This is a genomic window from Vibrio sp. Hal054 (assembly GCF_037162405.1).
In the GTDB taxonomy this organism is placed as follows: Bacteria; Pseudomonadota; Gammaproteobacteria; order Enterobacterales; family Vibrionaceae; genus Vibrio; species Vibrio diazotrophicus.
On sequence record NZ_JARLUT010000002.1, the window covers coordinates 1079608 to 1096565 of the forward strand.

A 16958-nucleotide genomic window follows, 5' to 3' on the forward strand; every position below is an offset into this window, starting at 1 on the left:
AACCAAGGAGTGAAATGATTGGACAAGCAAATATAAATTAGAATTGTGGATAACTTGTGTACCCACCATGATCATGCTTTGAGGTTTGCTTTGATCATTCATTCGAAATCATCATGATCATAGTTCTAAATAATATTGATCATGCTTTCAAAGAATTAATGATCATGGTTTCGGGAACTCTATGATCATGCTTCTGAAAGTGAAAAAAATATCTATTGTAAATACAGTTAGTTACAAGTAAATTCTCATTCAGATCATATGATCACTCTAATCACTATTAATCATTATAATCAAAAAGATCAGTTATTTAAGAGCAACAACTTTTTCTTTATTTATGATCTTTTTTCTTTATTCTTTTGGAACTATAGCGATATTACGGTTAGTGTGGGATAGATCTAATAATGGCATCAGAAGAAAAAATACTGATCAAAGCACCAAGAAGCCACAAAGATGGACATCTTTTTGCCGTTTCTGAATCTGCGATCGATTGGATAGAGCAGTATCAACATTTTAAAGGTGTGACGAAGAGTATTATCGAACTGCTTAATCTTATCTCACTTCGTGGCTTTAGCAGTAAAGATGGATTGGTTTCAACAACAGAATTGATAGATGCAACAGACGGTCAACTGACACGAGCAGCTATCCAGCAAAGATTGCGTGCAGCAGTCAGTATTGGTCTGTTTCAACAAATCCCAGTACGATTTGAAGAAGGCCTAGCTGGTAAAACCATGCTTCACCGTTTTATCAATCCAAACCAGCTTATTTCTGTATTAGGCTCCACAAGTTTAGTGACTGAATCTGTTAAGCAATCAGAAAAACAAAAACGCTCTAAAGCGCTTGCTCAAACACAAGTCAATAAACGACTGCTTAATGAACACGGACTCAATACGCCACCAGCGATGAAAGATGAAACCGAGCAGTTCGTTGTTTCGCCAACAAACTGGGCAGGGATTATTGATCAAGCGTTGGCGCCACCAAGAACAAGAAAAAGCTACCAAAAATCAATGGTTTCTATTTCTGGTACCCGAGCGGTAATCGAAACGCGTTCATCAAAGAACATCATGACAGTTGATGATCTTATGACGTTGTTCGCTCTGTTTACGCTTACAGTGCAATACCATGATCATCACCATGAAGATTATCAGCTCAATGCCAGTCACGTGCCGAACAAGACACCGCTCTACATCACAGACATTCTTTCACTGAGAGGGAAGAAAGACAGTGGCCCTGCGCGTGATTCCATTCGTGACAGTATTGATCGTATCGAATTTACGGATTTCCAGCTGCATGAGTTAACAGGACGCTGGTTGAGCGAGAACATGCCTGAAGGCTTTAAGAGTGATCGATTCCGTTTCCTAGCAAGAACGATCACCGCTTCAGAGGAAGCCCCAACGGAAGGAAGTGATGGTGAAATCAGGATCAAACCGAATCTGTACATTCTGGTTTGGGAGCCTTCATTTTTCGAAGAGTTGATGACTCGTGATTACTTCTTCCTGTTTCCACCTGAAATCCTGAAGCAGCACACGCTGGTCTTCCAGTTGTATTCGTACTTCAGAAGCCGCATGTCACGCCGACATACAGACGTGATGATGTTAAGCGAACTTAACCAGAAGCTTGCGCGTAATATCGAGTGGCGTAGATTCTCAATGGATCTGATCAGAGAGCTGAAACGCCTCTCTGATGGCAAAGGGAATGACGATCTGTTTGTTGTTAACCTATGGGGGTACCATCTGACGATCACGACCTCGATCGATAAAGGGAAGGTTGTAGATTACCAAGTAGATATCAAATGCGATGTTGAAGAAGTTTTACGATATTCACGAGCGAAAATGACGAATGCCGGTAAACGTAATATGGCTCCAACCTTACCTAACCCGCTTCGCCATGAAATGGTATCGAAACAGAAGTTAGCTGAGCTTTCTGAGATCATCGATGGTGAGTTTGAACCTATCCAACGTAAATCACCCTCTCCAAGAGGCAAATTAGGGCGTCGGGTAAAACAGCGTAAGCACTTAGTTGAAATCAATGCTGATGAGATCACCATTACGTTATCTAAGTACACCTCGTCAGAAGCTCTAGAACGCAGTATAAGCGCGTTAGCGGCAATGACCGGGCATGCACCTTCATCAATCAGAGAAGAGTGCTTAGAGTTGATTGACAAGCTTGATTGGCTACGAGTGGATGATCAAGTCATACCTTATGAGACTTTGAGTAAGATGATCGAGCTGTATAACACCCAGAATGAGAACAAGCATCTTTCGATCGAACGTCTGATCTCTGGCCTAGCGGTAAGAAGAAAAGTTTGTAAGCAGGTTTTTGACGGACATCTGGATGAATCTGTGTTCAGAGCACTTGATGAAGTGGCTATTGGGATTTAACTCAACAAATGAACAGACTTTGAACATAACGCTGACATATGTCTGACATTATGTCTGCGCTTGTTGGCTAAAGTTACAACCGAATAGACAACCTTTTGCCCTATCTGATGAATTTAAAGATTGGCTCATATTGTTACATTCATTCTGAATACTTTTTATCGAGTTCTCCCCAAGGACTCGATTTTTTTTGCCTCAAATTTGGGGTGTTCGAATAATCCTCCATGATCATGCTTTCGTATTTCTCCTCATTCCCTTGATCATTTTTCCGAGCTGTTGAACTCAAGTAAAAATATGGACAGCTATTCCGAGTTGGAAACTGCTTGAAACGCTAGAGTAAATGATAAGCAATAATTGAACATTTTTTGATAGGGGATAAATGGCGTATGTCGAGAAATGACGGGGCTTTGGAGAGAGAAAACTTGCGCTGGATCAGGTTGGGTTTTTCGCAGTGAATTCTCTAAATGTACTGCCAGTTTTCAGCTTGTACAAAATATAATTGAGATATTTATAAATTAGATTTCTGAACTATCGTCTGAATCACATTCTTGCTCAAATGTACTTAACACCGATTTGGTCCTTTGCTACAGATTACATGTCCTTGCATGGTTTGTTCGGAGGTTACAATGTCCATTAATTCTATTAACCATGATGAAATCACTGGCATCACAGAAAAGTGGGACTTCAAAGAAGAAGTTGATACTCAGATTCCAGTAAGCAAACAAAAATCAGCGGAAGCTCGCCGTCGCATTGAAGCATTAAGAGAGATCCGTGAAAGTGGTTTGTCTATTGAAGAAGCAAAGGAACTCGGACTCCTTCATTAAGATACTCACTTGCTAGGTTTACAAGGGTGGCTGTGGCCACCCTTTCTATTTTGTGGTTATTCAGCCTAATATCAAATTTTCACCTAACTCGCTTTTTTGTACGCTTAGTAACGAAAGTCATAGAATCCGACATTTTTGACTCTTAATTTTTGCCATTCCTATGCTATATTTCGCCCCATGTTTTTATCGACTGTGGGTTTACTAATGTCTTTCAACCTTGCTCTGCTTGATGCGAATGAGAAAAACAAAATAGAACTGGATAAACAGGCTTCTTTTTTGATTTGGAAAATGAAGCAGGCAAAAGGCGGACCGGAAGAGATTACTAAGCATCTAACCACTCTGACTTCTGAACAAGATAAAGAATGGTTTCAACAGTCGGTGGACAAATACAAAAGGGTTATGGGCGTCATGTAATGCCCACCTAAGCAGGAACTTCGCTTTCTGCATGAATCCGTCGCATTAAATTGAACTAGAGAGAACATCCCGATGGGAAGAAGTTTCGAAGTGCGCAAAGCCTCTATGGCGAAAACTCAAGGCGCAAAAATTAAGGTTTACTCAAAATACGGTAAAGAGATTTACGTTTGTGCAAAGAATGGTGGTATCGACCCAGACATGAACTTGTCTCTACGCCATCTGATCAGCAAAGCGAAAAGAGACCAAGTACCAGCACACGTTATTGAAAAAGCGTTAGATAAAGCAAGTGGTGGTGGCGGTGAAGATTACCAACCAGCTCGTTACGAAGGTTTTGGCCCTGGCGGTGTAAGCGTGATTGTTGACTGTCTAACAGACAACGGCAACCGTACCTTCCAAGACGTACGCCAATGCTTCGTTAAGACTGGCGCTAAAATCGGTACTCCTGGTGTTGTTGCACACATGTTCGATCACCAAGCAGTATTCCAGTTCAAAGGCGATGATGAAGAAGCGGTATTAGAAGCATTGATGATGGAAGATGCTGACGTAACGGATATCGAACTTGAAGACGGCGTAATCACTGTATTTGCTCCAAACACAGAGTTCTTCAAAGTGAAAACGGCATTGAATGCAGCATTCCCTGACTTAACTCTTGATGTTGAAGAGATCACTTTCGTTCCTCAGAACCAAAGCCCAATCTCTGGTGAAGACGCAGATAAGTTCCAGAAGTTCCTAGATCTACTAGACGACTGTGACGATGTTCAGCAGGTTTACCACAACGCTGAAATCCAATAATGAAAAACCGAGCTTAGGCTCGGTTTTTTGCTCTTGAACTTTAATCGTGTACGTTAGTCAGTTTACAAGAATCAACTTAGTCCGTGCATAAGAATAAGGCGAATCCCTATCGATGGAATGGCTACACTCCACTGGCTAAGAAAAGCTCAATTCTCAAGGATATTTAAATGAAAGTCAGTTTTATTGGTTTAGGTGTTATGGGTTATCCCATGGCTGGTCACTTGGTCAAAGCGGGATTTGACGTTACCGTTTTTAACCGTACAGAAGCGAAAGCGCAAGCTTGGGCGGAGCAACATGGTGGTGCTTATCGCTCAACAGTCGCTGAGTGCGTGAAAGATGCGGATGTCGTTTTGCTTTGTGTTGGTAATGATGACGACGTTCGTAGTATGACCACCAGCAAAACAGGCGCATTGGCATTTATGAAATCTGGAGCTGTTTTGGTTGACCATACGACAACATCTGCACTCCTTGCTGAAGAGCTCTCAGAAGCCGCTCAGGCAGTTGGAGTACGCTTTATGGATGCACCAGTGTCAGGTGGTCAAGCTGGCGCTGAGAATGGCGTTCTGACGATTATGTGCGGTGGTGAGCCAGAACTTTTCGATTATCTTCAGCCTATATTTGACGCGTATGGCCGCTCTTCTGTTCTAATGGGCAAAGTAGGGCAGGGACAACGCGCTAAAATGGTTAACCAGATCTGCATTGCTGGCGCGCTGACAGGTATTTCTGAAGGTTTGATTCTGGCTGAAAAAGCTGGCCTTGATATTGAAACTCTCGTCGCGTGTTTGAAAAATGGAGCGGCAGGATCTTGGCAAATGGAAAACCGTGCTGTAACCATGTCGCAGAATAAGTTCGACTTCGGTTTTGCTATTGATTGGATGATCAAAGATCTTGGCTTCTGTCTTGATGAAGCTGAGCGTCAAGGTATTACGTTGCCAATGACGCAAAAAACGATTGAGTCCTATCGGTCTCTATCTGAACAAGGCGAAGGTCGCATGGATACCTCCATTTTGATCAAAGCGATTAAGAAAGAAGCTGAGCTCTAATTTCTTACTCCATAGAGTGTTGATAGACACCGTTTCGTAGAAGACAGACAGTGTTAAAGAACAAATGAAAAGCCGCGCCTCAGAAATGGGCGCGGCTTTTGTCTCTCACAACCCTAACAATGTTTAACTGAGTTTAAATGTTGCTACTTTCGCTCTGAGTTCATCGGCTTGGTGTCTCAGTTCATTGGATTGGCTTAAGCTCTCTTCTGATCCGACAACAAGCTGATCTGTCACATCTTTGATTGACGTTACATTTTGCGTGATTTCACTGGTCACATGGGTCTGCTCTTCCGCTGCTGTTGCGATTTGAGTAGCCATATCACTAATAAGCGCGACGGCTGTTTTGATATCTTCCAGTGCCACCGTTGCCTTATCTGCATCTTCTACTGAATCTCTAGCGAGCTCAGAGCTGCTTTCCATTAAGTTTACTGCTTGTTTGGTGGTATCTTGCAAAGTCTCGATCGTTGCTTTGATTTCTTCCGTTGATGTGTGAGTTCGTTGTGATAAAACACGAACTTCGTCAGCTACCACAGCAAATCCGCGACCTTGTTCACCAGCGCGAGCCGCTTCAATTGCAGCGTTCAGAGCTAATAAGTTGGTTTGCTCAGCAATACCTTGAATCGTTGCGAGAACAGTTGATATCTCAAGCGCATGCTTATTGAGCGCTGAAATTACCGTGCTTGCTTCACTCACCGAATTTGCCAGACTATTAATTGAACCTTTCGTTTGAATCACTAAATCATGACCATTATTTGTGCTAATGGCTGAATCTTGTGCAGCTTGAGCGGTTTGCTCGGCATGGGAAGCTATTTCCTGTGTCGCCGACGCCATCTCTGTGACTGCTGTTGCCACCATTACCACTTCTTGATGCTGATGATTAAGTTCAGATGCAGATTGATTGGCTCGATGTGCGCCATGCTCTGACTGTTCGGACAGGTGCTGCGCCTGTAGGCGAATATGTTCGATTAACTGTCTTAAGCTTTCGACGAATGTATTGAAGTTATTTGCTAGCGTTCCGACCTCATCGTTATTTTCAACTTCGATACGCTGAGTTAAATCACCGCTACCATTGGCGATTTGTGCCAGCGCGTTTGACACGTTATTTAATGGACGGAACAGAACGTTACACAATAGGTTGAACAAGACTGTACAGAGAATTACCACAATAGCTGTTACAAGCAACTGACCCAAAATAGCGTCATATAACGGTGCCACCAGCGATTCATAATTAATCACAGTTACCGTTGTCAAACGTGTGTTGTCTATGTTTCTCGCGTAAAGCACGTACGCTTCGCCTGCCACTGAAATGGTGAGATCAGTTTGGCTGGAAACGGCCTTTTTGATGTCAGCGTAGTCAATACCTAATTCAGAGACGTTTTTGTTTAGCAATTTGGTATTGGTATGAGTGAATATGTTGCCTTGTTCGTTGGCTATAAACATATAGCCTTCGCCAGGTAAAATGACCTGCGTAATGTTGTTGACGATATCCGTGATTTCTACGTCCGCTCCCAATACAACTTGCTGGCCATGTAGGTTCAATGCTTTACCCAGAGAAACAACATTTGCCCCTGTTGCTGCAGCAGTTGTCGGGTTATCCATAAACACTTTTGCTGGATTCGCTTTTGCGTTGATATACCAGCCCCATTTTCGAGGGTCGTCATTACCTGGAGGCAATTTTACATCGTTGGCATTTCGCTGAGAGCCATCTGGATATGCCAAGAATACATTGTCAAAACCTGCAGAATCACGAACTTGTTTTAGGTGAGTAACAATGTCTTCTTGTTTTGATTCGCTTGATAGCGCTGTCAAGGCTCGCTCTTTTGAGATAAGCCAGTCGTTAACATACTGGTTGTAAGAAGTGGTTGTGCTTTGTAGGCGCTGTTCAACTTCGATGTCGAGTCGTTTAAGAGCGGCATTGTATGATAACGCTTCTACTAGTACACCACCGAGGATGATGGCAATACTGGCAGAGATTGCCAGTTTGTTTTTTAAAGACAGATTTTTAAACATAGACAGGCCTTTATGATGTTTGTGCATTCATTAGAAAATTGTGTGTTTGTCGGAGTACAGGCGAGAAATGAACGTCGAGTATTAAAACCGTCGCTCATTTCCCTTTCTTTTTATGTTATTCAAAGTCGTTGTTTACAGTGTAAATTACTCACACCTTAAATCTTGCAACTAGATCGTACAGTTCATGCGCTCGTTCATTTAGGCTTTGGCTACCGCGTCGGTTTTCATTTGCCAAAGTCGCTGACTCACTACTTTGATCGGAAATGACAACAATACGTTGTGAGATTTCTTGACCAACGATGCTTTGCTCTTCTGTTGCGGTTGCTATCAAGGAATTCATATCCATAATCATGCCGATGGATTGCTGAATTTTCTCCAGAGCTTTTGCCGCCGCATTGGCTTCATTCACCGCCGCTTCACTTCTGCTTTGACTTGAGTCCATGGCATGTACCGCAGCATCTGAAGCGGTTTTTAGCTGATTGATAACCGCATGGATTTCACCCGTACTTTGTTGAGTCCTGCTGGCTAGCTTACGCACTTCATCAGCAACAACTGCAAAGCCTCGACCTTGATCACCTGCTCTTGCCGCTTCTATTGCAGCATTGAGCGCCAGCAAATTAGTTTGTTCCGCAATGTCCTGAATAACTTCCAGAGACATTGAAATATTTTTCACATCCCCTTCTAGTTTAGAAATAACATTGCTCGCTTGCGAGACTTCCTCCGCTAAAGCCTGTACCGATTGCGCTGCTGAATCTACGATTTCGTGCGCAGATATTGCATTGTCATCAGCATCTTTAGCTGACTGTGCGGCTTGGATGGCATTGTTTGAAATTTCATTGGCGGTTGTTGTCATTTCTGTCATTGCGGTGGCAACTTGTTCTGTTTCTCCGCGTTGATTGGTGGCTAAGTCATCGACCTGAGCTGCGCGCTGTGTCATCAGGTTCGTTTCATCGACCACTTGTCTTCCTACCAGATTTACTCGTTTAATGATTTCTTGCAGGCTACCAACAAAAGCGTTGAAGTTGGTACTAAGAGAGGCGAATTCTGGTACGGTAAACTTCTCCATTCGTGCGGTGAGATCGGCATCGCCACTGGCAAATGAGCGAATCGAAGCATCAAATAATTCGATCGGGCGCATTATGGTGCGATTGAAGAACAGAGTAAATACACCGACAACAAGTATGATGACTGCCGTTACAGTCGCTAAGCTCCATAAGCTTTGCATTAGATCATCATTTGCCCGCTTATCCATAATCGCAATTTCAGCATCGATATCATCGGTGTAGAAGCCGGTGCCTATCATTAGGTCCCATTGCGGGATGTAAACGGAATAGCTCAACTTAGGTAAAGGCGTCGATTCTCCCGGTTTTGGGAAGTAGTAAGTGGTGAAATCACCCGTTTTAGAGTTGCGAATGAGATCCTGAACCAGATAGTTCCCTTGAGCATCCTGTAGTGTCCAGAAGTTCTCACCGATGCCAGCGCTGCTTTTCCCAAGCAGCAATCGAGTCCCTTTTGAATCATAACCAAACAGATACCCATTTTGACCGAATTGAACTTCTTTAAGGATTTCTAACGCCTGTTCCAAAGAAGCGTTGCTTTTCTTCAAAGGAATTAAAGCTGAGTCGGCGATTTGTAAGTAGGACTTCAGCTCCGTTTGTTTCATCGCCATCATAGAGTTACTTGTCGATTCCATTTGGTGTTTATTCAAACTGGTCGACTGAGTGAAACTCACAAACATCATACTGGCAGCAATCAGTAACAGTGGAACAATAGACAGAATATAAAGTCTAGTTCGAATGGTTAAATTCATGGTCACATCCTTTTTAGTCAAAGACCATAACAACTGGCTTTTTTAGTTGTTAATGTTGTTATCAATAAGATTAGTTCAGAAGTTGTAGAAACTCTGTACTGGAAGATGAAAGCTTGGGTGTATTCATCGGCATTCTTGCTTGAGGTCTTGAAGTTTTTGCAACTTCAACGAGGGGTTACATTCCTAGCGCTACTCGTATAACGGTCCTCAGCAAAAAAACAACGGTGTCAATACATAGATAAAAATTAAAAAAAATAGCGGGTAATTTATCTGTTCAATAGGTCGGTTTATTGATTTAGATCAACAAATGCTTTGTCTCAGTATTACAACAAGTTAAGGTTATTAACCTTTGTTTGTAAGTGGTTAATTTTGAAGGCGAATTTCATTTTTGGAAGGTTAGATTTCATTTTGCTGCACTTTGAATGCCGTTTCTATGTAAGCATAATGCGCCGGATGTAACCAAATGTTTCCTTTTGTAACTTTTACGTTGATGAGTTTTTGATAGGTGTGAATGGCTTTTCAAAGATTTGTCTGGGTTAAAGATACAGCAGTGCTTTTGTTACACGCTCAACACAATAAAACTCATATAAATTCATACGGATTCTTAAAGTGCCAACTTTTGCTAAGGAATTCCGTAAACATAATCGAGAAAGTCAATGGAAGCCTCAAGATATAAAAGCATCTTGTCGCGAGTGGGATTGTTTTGTGCAATTTTGCTCCTGTCTGGATGTCAGTCTGCTTTGCTGGATCCCAAGGGCCTAGTAGGAGTGCGCGAGAAAGAGTTGATCATTACCTCTCTTCTCTTGATGTTGATTGTTGTTATCCCTGTGATTTTAATGACAATTTACTTTGCCTATAAGTACCGTGCTAGCAATACCGAAGTTGAATATGCTCCTGAGTGGTCTCACTCAACTAAGATCGAATTGGTTGTTTGGACGATTCCAATCATCATCATTGCGATTTTGGCTGTGATTACTTGGCGTTCAACTCACGAGCTAGAACCGTCTGTGCCGCTGAAAAGTGATATCAAACCCGTCACGATTGAAGTGGTTTCACTGGATTGGAAATGGTTGTTCATCTACCCAGAACAAAAAATCGCTACGGTTAACTACGTTGCCTTCCCTAAAGATGTTCCTGTGACGTTCAAAATTACGTCTGACAACATCATGAACTCTTTCTTCATTCCTCGTTTAGGCAGTCAAATTTACGCTATGCCCGGCATGGTGACACGTCTACATCTGATTGCGAACCATGAGGGAGAGTACAAAGGTATATCGTCAAGTTATAGCGGTGAAGGCTTTTCACACATGAAATTTGTCGCCAATGCGCTACCTGACGAGCAAAGCTTTGAAGAGTGGGTTAGTGAAGTGAAAAAGCAGCCATCCATGCTACACGCTTTCAGTGATTACCAAGCGCTTGCAGAGCCAAGTGAAAACGTTCCGGTGACTTACTACTCTCACATCCCACAAGACTTATTCGAGTCGGTTGTTATGCAACACATGGGTTCACTCAATATGAGTGAAGGAGAGACACAACACAGTCACATGGACATGGCAGAACATAAAGGGTAACAGACGATGTTTGGAAGACTTACTTTAGACTCCATTCCATACCATGAGCCAATTATCATGATCACGCTTGCTGTGATTGCGATCGTTGGCCTTGCTGTTGTTACGGCTATTACTCGCATGGGTAAATGGCAGTATCTTTGGAATGAGTGGTTTACATCGGTAGACCATAAAAAGCTTGGCTTTATGTATATTGCGGCAGCGATGATCATGTTACTTCGTGGTTTTGCAGATGCAGTAATGATGCGTAGCCAACAGCTACTTTCATCAGCGGGTGAAGCAGGTTATCTGCCTCAACACCACTATGATCAAATCTTTACTGCGCATGGCGTGATCATGATTTTCTTTGTGGCAATGCCGCTCGTCATTGGTTTGATGAACATTATTGTCCCACTGCAAATCGGTGCTCGCGATGTTGCGTATCCGTTTTTGAACAACCTCAGTTTTTGGTTGTTTGTTGTGGGTATTATCCTGACCAATATGTCTCTGGCTGTGGGTGAGTTTGGCCGTACTGGTTGGCTTGCGTATCCACCGCTTTCTGGCATTGATGCCAGTCCGGGAGTAGGGGTCGATTACTGGATTTGGGCGCTGCAAATCTCGGGTGTGGGTACGACGTTATCCGGCGTGAACTTCTTCGCGACCATTCTACGTATGCGTACACCAAGCATGCCATTGATGAAGATGCCAGTGTTCACTTGGGCTTCGCTGTGTTCAAACATCCTGATCATTATTTCTTTCCCAATTTTAACGGTGACCATCGCGCTGCTAACGCTTGACCGTTACTTGGGGATGCACTTCTTCACCAATGACATGGGTGGCAACATGATGATGTATGTCAACCTGATTTGGGCATGGGGTCACCCAGAGGTTTACATCCTTGTACTACCTGTATTCGGTGTGTTCTCAGAAGTGACGGCAACCTTCTCTCGTAAGAAACTGTTTGGCTACACATCACTGGTTTGGGCAACGATCGTTATTACCATACTTGCTTTCGTTGTATGGCTACATCACTTCTTCACTATGGGTGGTGGTGCGAACGTTAACGCTTTCTTTGGTATCGCAACCATGATCATCTCAATTCCAACAGGGGTTAAGATTTTCAACTGGTTGTTCACTATGTACAAAGGCCGTATTACGTTTACCACTCCTATGATGTGGACGGTTGGCTTCCTAATCTCATTCTCGATTGGTGGCATGACAGGCGTACTGATGGCAGTTCCGGGTGCAGACTTCGTATTGCATAACTCCGTATTCCTAATTGCGCACTTCCATAACGTCATCATCGGTGGTGTGGTATTTGGTTGTTTCGCGGCAATTACATACTGGTTCCCGAAAGCAACAGGATTCATGCTTGATGAAACTTGGGGTAAACGCGCTTACTGGTGTTGGATTACAGGCTTCATCCTAGCGTTCCTGCCACTTTACGCGCTGGGCTTCATGGGTATGACTCGTCGTATCAGCCAAAATCTCGATCCAGAATTCTTCCCTCTGCTTGCAGTGGCAGCATTCGGTACTGCGATTATCGCGCTAGGCGTACTGTGTCAGTTCATTCAGATCTACGTCAGTGTTCGTGATCGTCACCTGAACCCTGATGTTACTGGTGACCCTTGGGATGGTCGTACTTTGGAGTGGGCGACTTCTTCTCCACCTCCGTTCTACAACTTTGCTGTGATTCCAAAAGGCAACGAGTTAGATGCTTTCTGGTACCAAAAAGAGCGTGGCGAACACGACATCACTAAAGAAGTGGAATATCAGCCAATCCATATGCCAAAGAATACGGCGACAGGTATGTATATCTCTGCCTTTGCACTGATTTTCGGTTTCGCAATGATTTGGTACATCTGGTGGCTGGCCGCTGTTGGTTTTATCGGTGTTGTCGTAACGGCTATCAAGCACAGCTTCAATGAAGACATCGATTACTACGTACAAGTTGATGAAATCAAAGCGATTGAAGAAGCGCACCGTAAACGTGTTCTAGAAGCGAGAGGTCAAGTATCGGCTCAGAACGAAGACGACAGCGATATGGAGGTGACATATGCACGCTAATACTCATGATGCACATGATCACCACGATACTGGTGGTCTGAAACTGTTTGGTTTCTGGATTTACCTGATGAGCGACTGCGTGTTGTTTGCGAGCTTGTTTGCAACGTACGCAGTCCTTGCCAACGCGACCGCTGGTGGCCCAGATGCGAAAGAGCTGTTTGAACTGCCATTCGTATTTGTAGAAACCATGATGCTGCTGTTCAGTAGTATCACTTTCGGTTTCGGCATGATTGCAATGAAGCGCAAAGACATTGCGGCTCTTAAACGTTGGTTAGCGATTACTTTCGTTCTCGGTGCTGGCTTTATTGCGATGGAGCTGTACGAGTTCCACCACTTGATCGCTGAGGGCGCAAGCCCTCAACGCAGCGCGTTCCTATCTGCGTTCTTCACGCTAGTTGGTACACACGGTCTACACGTGAGCTTTGGTTTGATCTGGTTGGCAGTATGTTACTGGCAGCTATCTACTAAAGGCTTGAACGACATGATGGAAACTCGCTTTAACTGCTTGAGCTTGTTCTGGCACTTCCTCGACATCGTTTGGATCTGTGTATTTACCATCGTTTACCTAGTGGGGGTTATGTAATGAGCAACCAACATTTAGATAGCGCGAAGAGCGATTATGTAAAAGGCTTTATTGCGTCACTGATACTGACCATTATTCCGTTTTACTTTGTTGCGACTCAAAGTCTGCCAAAAGACATCACATACGCAATCCTGTTTGGGTGTGCGGTGATTCAGGTGATTGTTCATTTCATCTACTTCCTACACATGGAAATTAAGACTGATGAAGGTAAGTGGAACTTTGTTTCACTGATGTTCACCGTATTGGTTGTTTTGATACTGATTGTCGGGTCTATCTGGATCATGTGGAACCTTAACGTCAACATGTCGATGTAGGTTGAAATGATCAGAGGTTACCTATCAATCACTAAGCCGGGAATTATCATCGGCAATTTGATCTCTGTTGCTGCGGGGTATTTCCTCGCAGCTAAATCAGAAGCTGCGGATGGATTATTACTGTTGTGCACCTTAGCGGGTGTGGCAATGGTGATCGCATCAGGCTGCGTGGTGAACAATATTTTCGATCGCGATATTGATTTGAAAATGGACAGAACACGTGGACGTTTACTGGCTCAGGGTGACATCAACATTGATCATGCGTTCGTGTTTGCCATTGTACTGCTGCTAGCGGGAACCGCCTTGCTCTATAGCATGGCAAATCCTCTATCAGCTGTGGTGGTGCTATTGGGTTATGTGTTTTACGTATTCTTTTACACCATGTGGTACAAACGCAACTCAGTGTATGGAACTCTGGTCGGCAGCGTATCTGGGGCCGTCCCTCCACTGGTCGGCTACCTTGCGGTGACAAACTACATCAGCCTAGAAGCGGTTCTGCTGTTTGCATTGTTCTGTTTATGGCAGATGCCGCATTCCTACGCGATTGCCATGTTTCGCATGCAAGACTACAAAAATGCAGGCATCCCTGTGTTGCCTGTGGTGTCTGGTATCGAAAAGGCTCGTAAACACATGATCGCGTATGTGGTTGCGTTCAACCTTGTAGCGTTAGCTCTGTTTCTGCTTGGAAATGGTGGTTATGAATACTTGGTTGTCGCTGCAGGCGTATGTTTCATGTGGACACAAGTCACCTTCAAAAAGGTTACTGAAGAAAACTATGTTGAATGGTCAAAAGCGGTATTCAAAGTGTCGCTACTTGTTGTCATGGGCATCAGTACCGTACTGGGTATAGAGCTTATCCCACTCTCAATTTAAGTTTTTCTATCTAGAAAACCCGTCACAAGCTCAAAGGCACCTTTTAAGGTGCCTTTTCTTTTGTAATAAAACAACAATGAAAGCCATTTGGAATGAAGGAGGCGGATGAAGATTAAGAGCAGTCAAACTAACTTGCTGAGTAGCTCTTTTAAGCCGTTTCTCGCCCACTTTTTACCTAAGTAGGTTTCAAGGTGTTGTTCTGCAAAGCGCAAGAAACCAAGTGCTGCCGGAGCAAGATGCCGATCGTTACGGGCAATAAAGTACCAGTGGCTTTCAATTGGAAAATCCTCAACATCTAAAGCGACGATGCTTTGGTCATGTGCAGGAAGCACATGGCTGGACAATACCGCTAATCCCATACCAGAGCTGACGCCCACTCGAATCGCTTCATTACTGGCCATTTGCAAGCTACTGGACAACGTCATTCCGTGTGTTTGCAACCAGCTTTCAAACAACATACGTGTTGCCGAACCTTGCTCACGTAGCAGAAATCGTTGTTGCTTCAGATCGGAAAAGGAAATTTTACGTTGTTGCGCCAAGGGGTGGTCTGCGGGAGCTACCAGAGTTAATGGGTTTAACAAAAAGCGTCCAGCACATGCATGTTCAAGTGAAGGGGGTGACTAAACACGTACAAATCATCCTGCCCCTGTTCAAAGCGTCGTAAAACTTGCTCTCGGTTTCCTATTTCTACTTTGATATCGACGGCGGGAAATCGCTGACTAAATGGTCCGAGAAGGCGAGGCAATATGTATTGCGCGGTACTCACCATGGCAATACTAAAATGACCACTTTGCCCAGCTTGAACGGAATCTAGGTATTGGTTGAAGTCATTGAAATTACTTAAGGTTTGTTGACATATGCGATACAACTCCTGTCCGGTATCGGTCGCGACAACTTTGTTGTTTTCTAAAGTGTATAAGGGATCATCTATCGCTTCTCGAAGTCGCTTGAGTTGTAGGGAAACAGTGGGTTGAGTGAGATGCAGACGTTTAGCACTCTCACTGATAGAGCCAGTTTGAATGACATCCACGTATACCTGCAATAAACGAAAAGTAAGGTGACGAATGTTCATGGTTTACTTTTAACTATTTATAATTATCTATGGATGGTTATCAATATTTTTATTTCTGTCAATGATGAATCTCCCCTATTATCCCGCCCAGAATGAAAACTGTAATAAAACAACACCGAACAAAAGGAAGATAAATGCCAGATATCGTTGTAATGTTTTTTGTGTTGGGCTTATTTGCCGGTTTAGTCCGTTCAGATCTGACCATCCCTAAAGCTATGTATGAGATGTTAAGTTTATTGCTGATGCTGACCATCGGCCTCAAGGGGGGATGGCTCTCCATGGCAATGTGAGCTGGGGACTCGTACCTGAAATGGCTGCGGTATTGATGATCGGTGCTCTGATTCCATTAAGCTTTTTTCCAATTTTACGAAAAATTATTGGCTTAAATTTAGCAGACAGCGCCAGTATCGCAGCGCACTATGGCTCTGTGAGTGCTGGTACTTTTGCCGTAGCTTTGGCGTACACACAAGCGCAACAGCTCGTCGTTGGAGCCGAAGTCACTCTGTATTTGGTCTTAATGGAGCTTCCTGCCATCATCGTTGGTTTGTTGTTATACCGTCGTCATAGCTCTGCATTACCGAATGCGAAGCCGGTTTCTATTGGTGCGCTTTGGCATGAAGCATTAACCAACAAAGGCGTTATATTGTTGGTGGGTGGCGTGATTATCGGTCTAATGTACGGCAGTAAAGAAGGCGCTCCGGTAACTGATTTGTTGATGGGCGGTTTTAAAGCGGTACTGGCTCTATTCCTATTGGAAATGGGTATCACTGCTGCGCATACACTCAGACCTTTACCTGTCCAGCAATGGCGATTGATGGTCTTTGCACTCTGTGCTCCTATGTGTTTAGGTTCAATCGGCGTGGTGATTGGTGGTCTACTTGGTTTAAGCGAAGGGTCAATAGTGATACTTGCCAGCTTAACAGCCAGCGCGTCCTATATTGCGGCTCCTGCTGCGATTAAAGCGGCAATACCTGAAGCAAACATAGGTCTTGCGATGTTGAGCTCTCTGGGTTTGACATTCCCATTCAACGTATTGCTAGGAATCGGCTTGTATCATCAACTCGTGCCGATATTAACTTAGAGGCTTTGGCTTAATTACGCGGTTTCACCTCAGTGCTGATGTTTGATCTTCACTGAGGTGAATTGAGTTTCTGCACCCATTGGCTCGACGTTTACATTTTGGCACTATCATCCCTGTGCTTTGCTTATAGAAGCGACTAAATACTAACGAATT

At 43.7% G+C, this 16958-nt stretch carries 14 protein-coding genes and 1 pseudogene; 11 read left to right on the forward strand and 4 right to left on the reverse strand.

Annotated elements, in window-relative coordinates; genetic code table 11:
- Positions 1–401: 401 nt before the first annotated feature.
- The 5 genes from P4S58_RS20930 to P4S58_RS20950 all read left to right on the forward strand — a co-directional run bounded on the left by P4S58_RS20930 (position 402) and on the right by P4S58_RS20950 (position 5448).
- Entirely contained in the window at positions 402–2378 is a 1977-nt protein-coding gene (locus P4S58_RS20930) for a replication initiator protein RctB domain-containing protein (RefSeq protein ID WP_042479542.1), read from the forward strand.
- A gap of 623 nt (positions 2379–3001) precedes the next feature.
- The gene (locus tag P4S58_RS20935) at positions 3002–3199 is read left to right on the forward strand and encodes a PA3496 family putative envelope integrity protein (RefSeq protein WP_042479543.1); all 198 of its coding nucleotides are present in this window, start codon (positions 3002–3004) and stop codon (positions 3197–3199) included.
- Positions 3200–3403: 204 nt separating this feature from the next.
- Positions 3404–3613 (forward strand): DUF3283 family protein, encoded by a 210-nt coding sequence (locus tag P4S58_RS20940; RefSeq protein WP_042479545.1) that lies wholly within the window; start codon positions 3404–3406, stop codon positions 3611–3613.
- 72 nt (positions 3614–3685) lie between these two features.
- Entirely contained in the window at positions 3686–4405 is a 720-nt protein-coding gene (locus P4S58_RS20945) for a YebC/PmpR family DNA-binding transcriptional regulator (protein ID WP_042479547.1), read from the forward strand.
- A 167-nt stretch (positions 4406–4572) separates the two neighbouring features.
- Positions 4573–5448 carry an NAD(P)-dependent oxidoreductase gene (locus P4S58_RS20950; RefSeq protein ID WP_337165573.1) on the forward strand — a complete coding sequence of 292 codons (876 nt, stop codon included), beginning with the start codon at positions 4573–4575 and terminating at the stop codon, positions 5446–5448.
- A 123-nt stretch (positions 5449–5571) separates the two neighbouring features.
- Here P4S58_RS20950 and P4S58_RS20955 read toward each other — a convergent pair whose 3' ends face one another.
- Together P4S58_RS20955 and P4S58_RS20960 are read right to left on the reverse strand one after the other, a co-directional pair.
- A complete protein-coding gene (locus P4S58_RS20955) occupies positions 5572–7458 on the reverse strand; it encodes a methyl-accepting chemotaxis protein (protein ID WP_042479552.1) in 1887 nt (628 codons plus the stop codon).
- 148 nt (positions 7459–7606) lie between these two features.
- The gene (locus tag P4S58_RS20960; protein WP_337165575.1) at positions 7607–9268 is read right to left on the reverse strand and encodes a methyl-accepting chemotaxis protein; all 1662 of its coding nucleotides are present in this window, start codon (positions 9266–9268) and stop codon (positions 7607–7609) included.
- A 656-nt stretch (positions 9269–9924) separates the two neighbouring features.
- Here P4S58_RS20960 and cyoA point away from each other — a divergent pair.
- The 5 genes from cyoA to cyoE are packed head-to-tail and all read left to right on the forward strand — an operon-like array spanning position 9925 to position 14652.
- The gene (gene cyoA / locus P4S58_RS20965; RefSeq protein ID WP_042479557.1) at positions 9925–10839 is read left to right on the forward strand and encodes a ubiquinol oxidase subunit II; all 915 of its coding nucleotides are present in this window, start codon (positions 9925–9927) and stop codon (positions 10837–10839) included.
- 6 nt (positions 10840–10845) lie between these two features.
- Positions 10846–12882 carry a cytochrome o ubiquinol oxidase subunit I gene (cyoB, locus tag P4S58_RS20970; RefSeq protein ID WP_337165577.1) on the forward strand — a complete coding sequence of 679 codons (2037 nt, stop codon included), beginning with the start codon at positions 10846–10848 and terminating at the stop codon, positions 12880–12882.
- Entirely contained in the window at positions 12872–13465 is a 594-nt protein-coding gene (gene cyoC / locus P4S58_RS20975; protein ID WP_042479560.1) for a cytochrome o ubiquinol oxidase subunit III, read from the forward strand. Before cyoB ends, cyoC begins: the two co-directional genes overlap by 11 nt.
- Complete coding sequence (gene cyoD, locus P4S58_RS20980; protein WP_042479562.1) at positions 13465–13779, forward strand: cytochrome o ubiquinol oxidase subunit IV; 315 nt, start codon at positions 13465–13467, stop codon at positions 13777–13779. The genes cyoC and cyoD overlap by 1 nt, the downstream gene beginning before the upstream one ends.
- 6 nt (positions 13780–13785) lie before the next feature.
- Positions 13786–14652 (forward strand): heme o synthase, encoded by an 867-nt coding sequence (gene cyoE, locus P4S58_RS20985; protein ID WP_237292274.1) that lies wholly within the window; start codon positions 13786–13788, stop codon positions 14650–14652.
- Between the two features lie 122 nt (positions 14653–14774).
- On the opposite strand, the gene P4S58_RS20990 is transcribed toward cyoE, so the two are convergent.
- Together P4S58_RS20990 and P4S58_RS20995 are read right to left on the reverse strand one after the other, a co-directional pair.
- The gene (locus P4S58_RS20990) at positions 14775–15233 is read right to left on the reverse strand and encodes a LysR substrate-binding domain-containing protein (RefSeq protein ID WP_337165579.1); all 459 of its coding nucleotides are present in this window, start codon (positions 15231–15233) and stop codon (positions 14775–14777) included.
- Positions 15227–15724 carry a LysR family transcriptional regulator gene (locus tag P4S58_RS20995; protein ID WP_337165581.1) on the reverse strand — a complete coding sequence of 166 codons (498 nt, stop codon included), beginning with the start codon at positions 15722–15724 and terminating at the stop codon, positions 15227–15229. Before P4S58_RS20995 ends, P4S58_RS20990 begins: the two co-directional genes overlap by 7 nt.
- Before the next feature lie 152 nt (positions 15725–15876).
- Here P4S58_RS20995 and P4S58_RS21000 point away from each other — a divergent pair.
- Positions 15877–16805, forward strand: a pseudogene (locus P4S58_RS21000) (sodium-dependent bicarbonate transport family permease).
- The last annotated feature ends 153 nt before the right edge of the window (positions 16806–16958 follow it).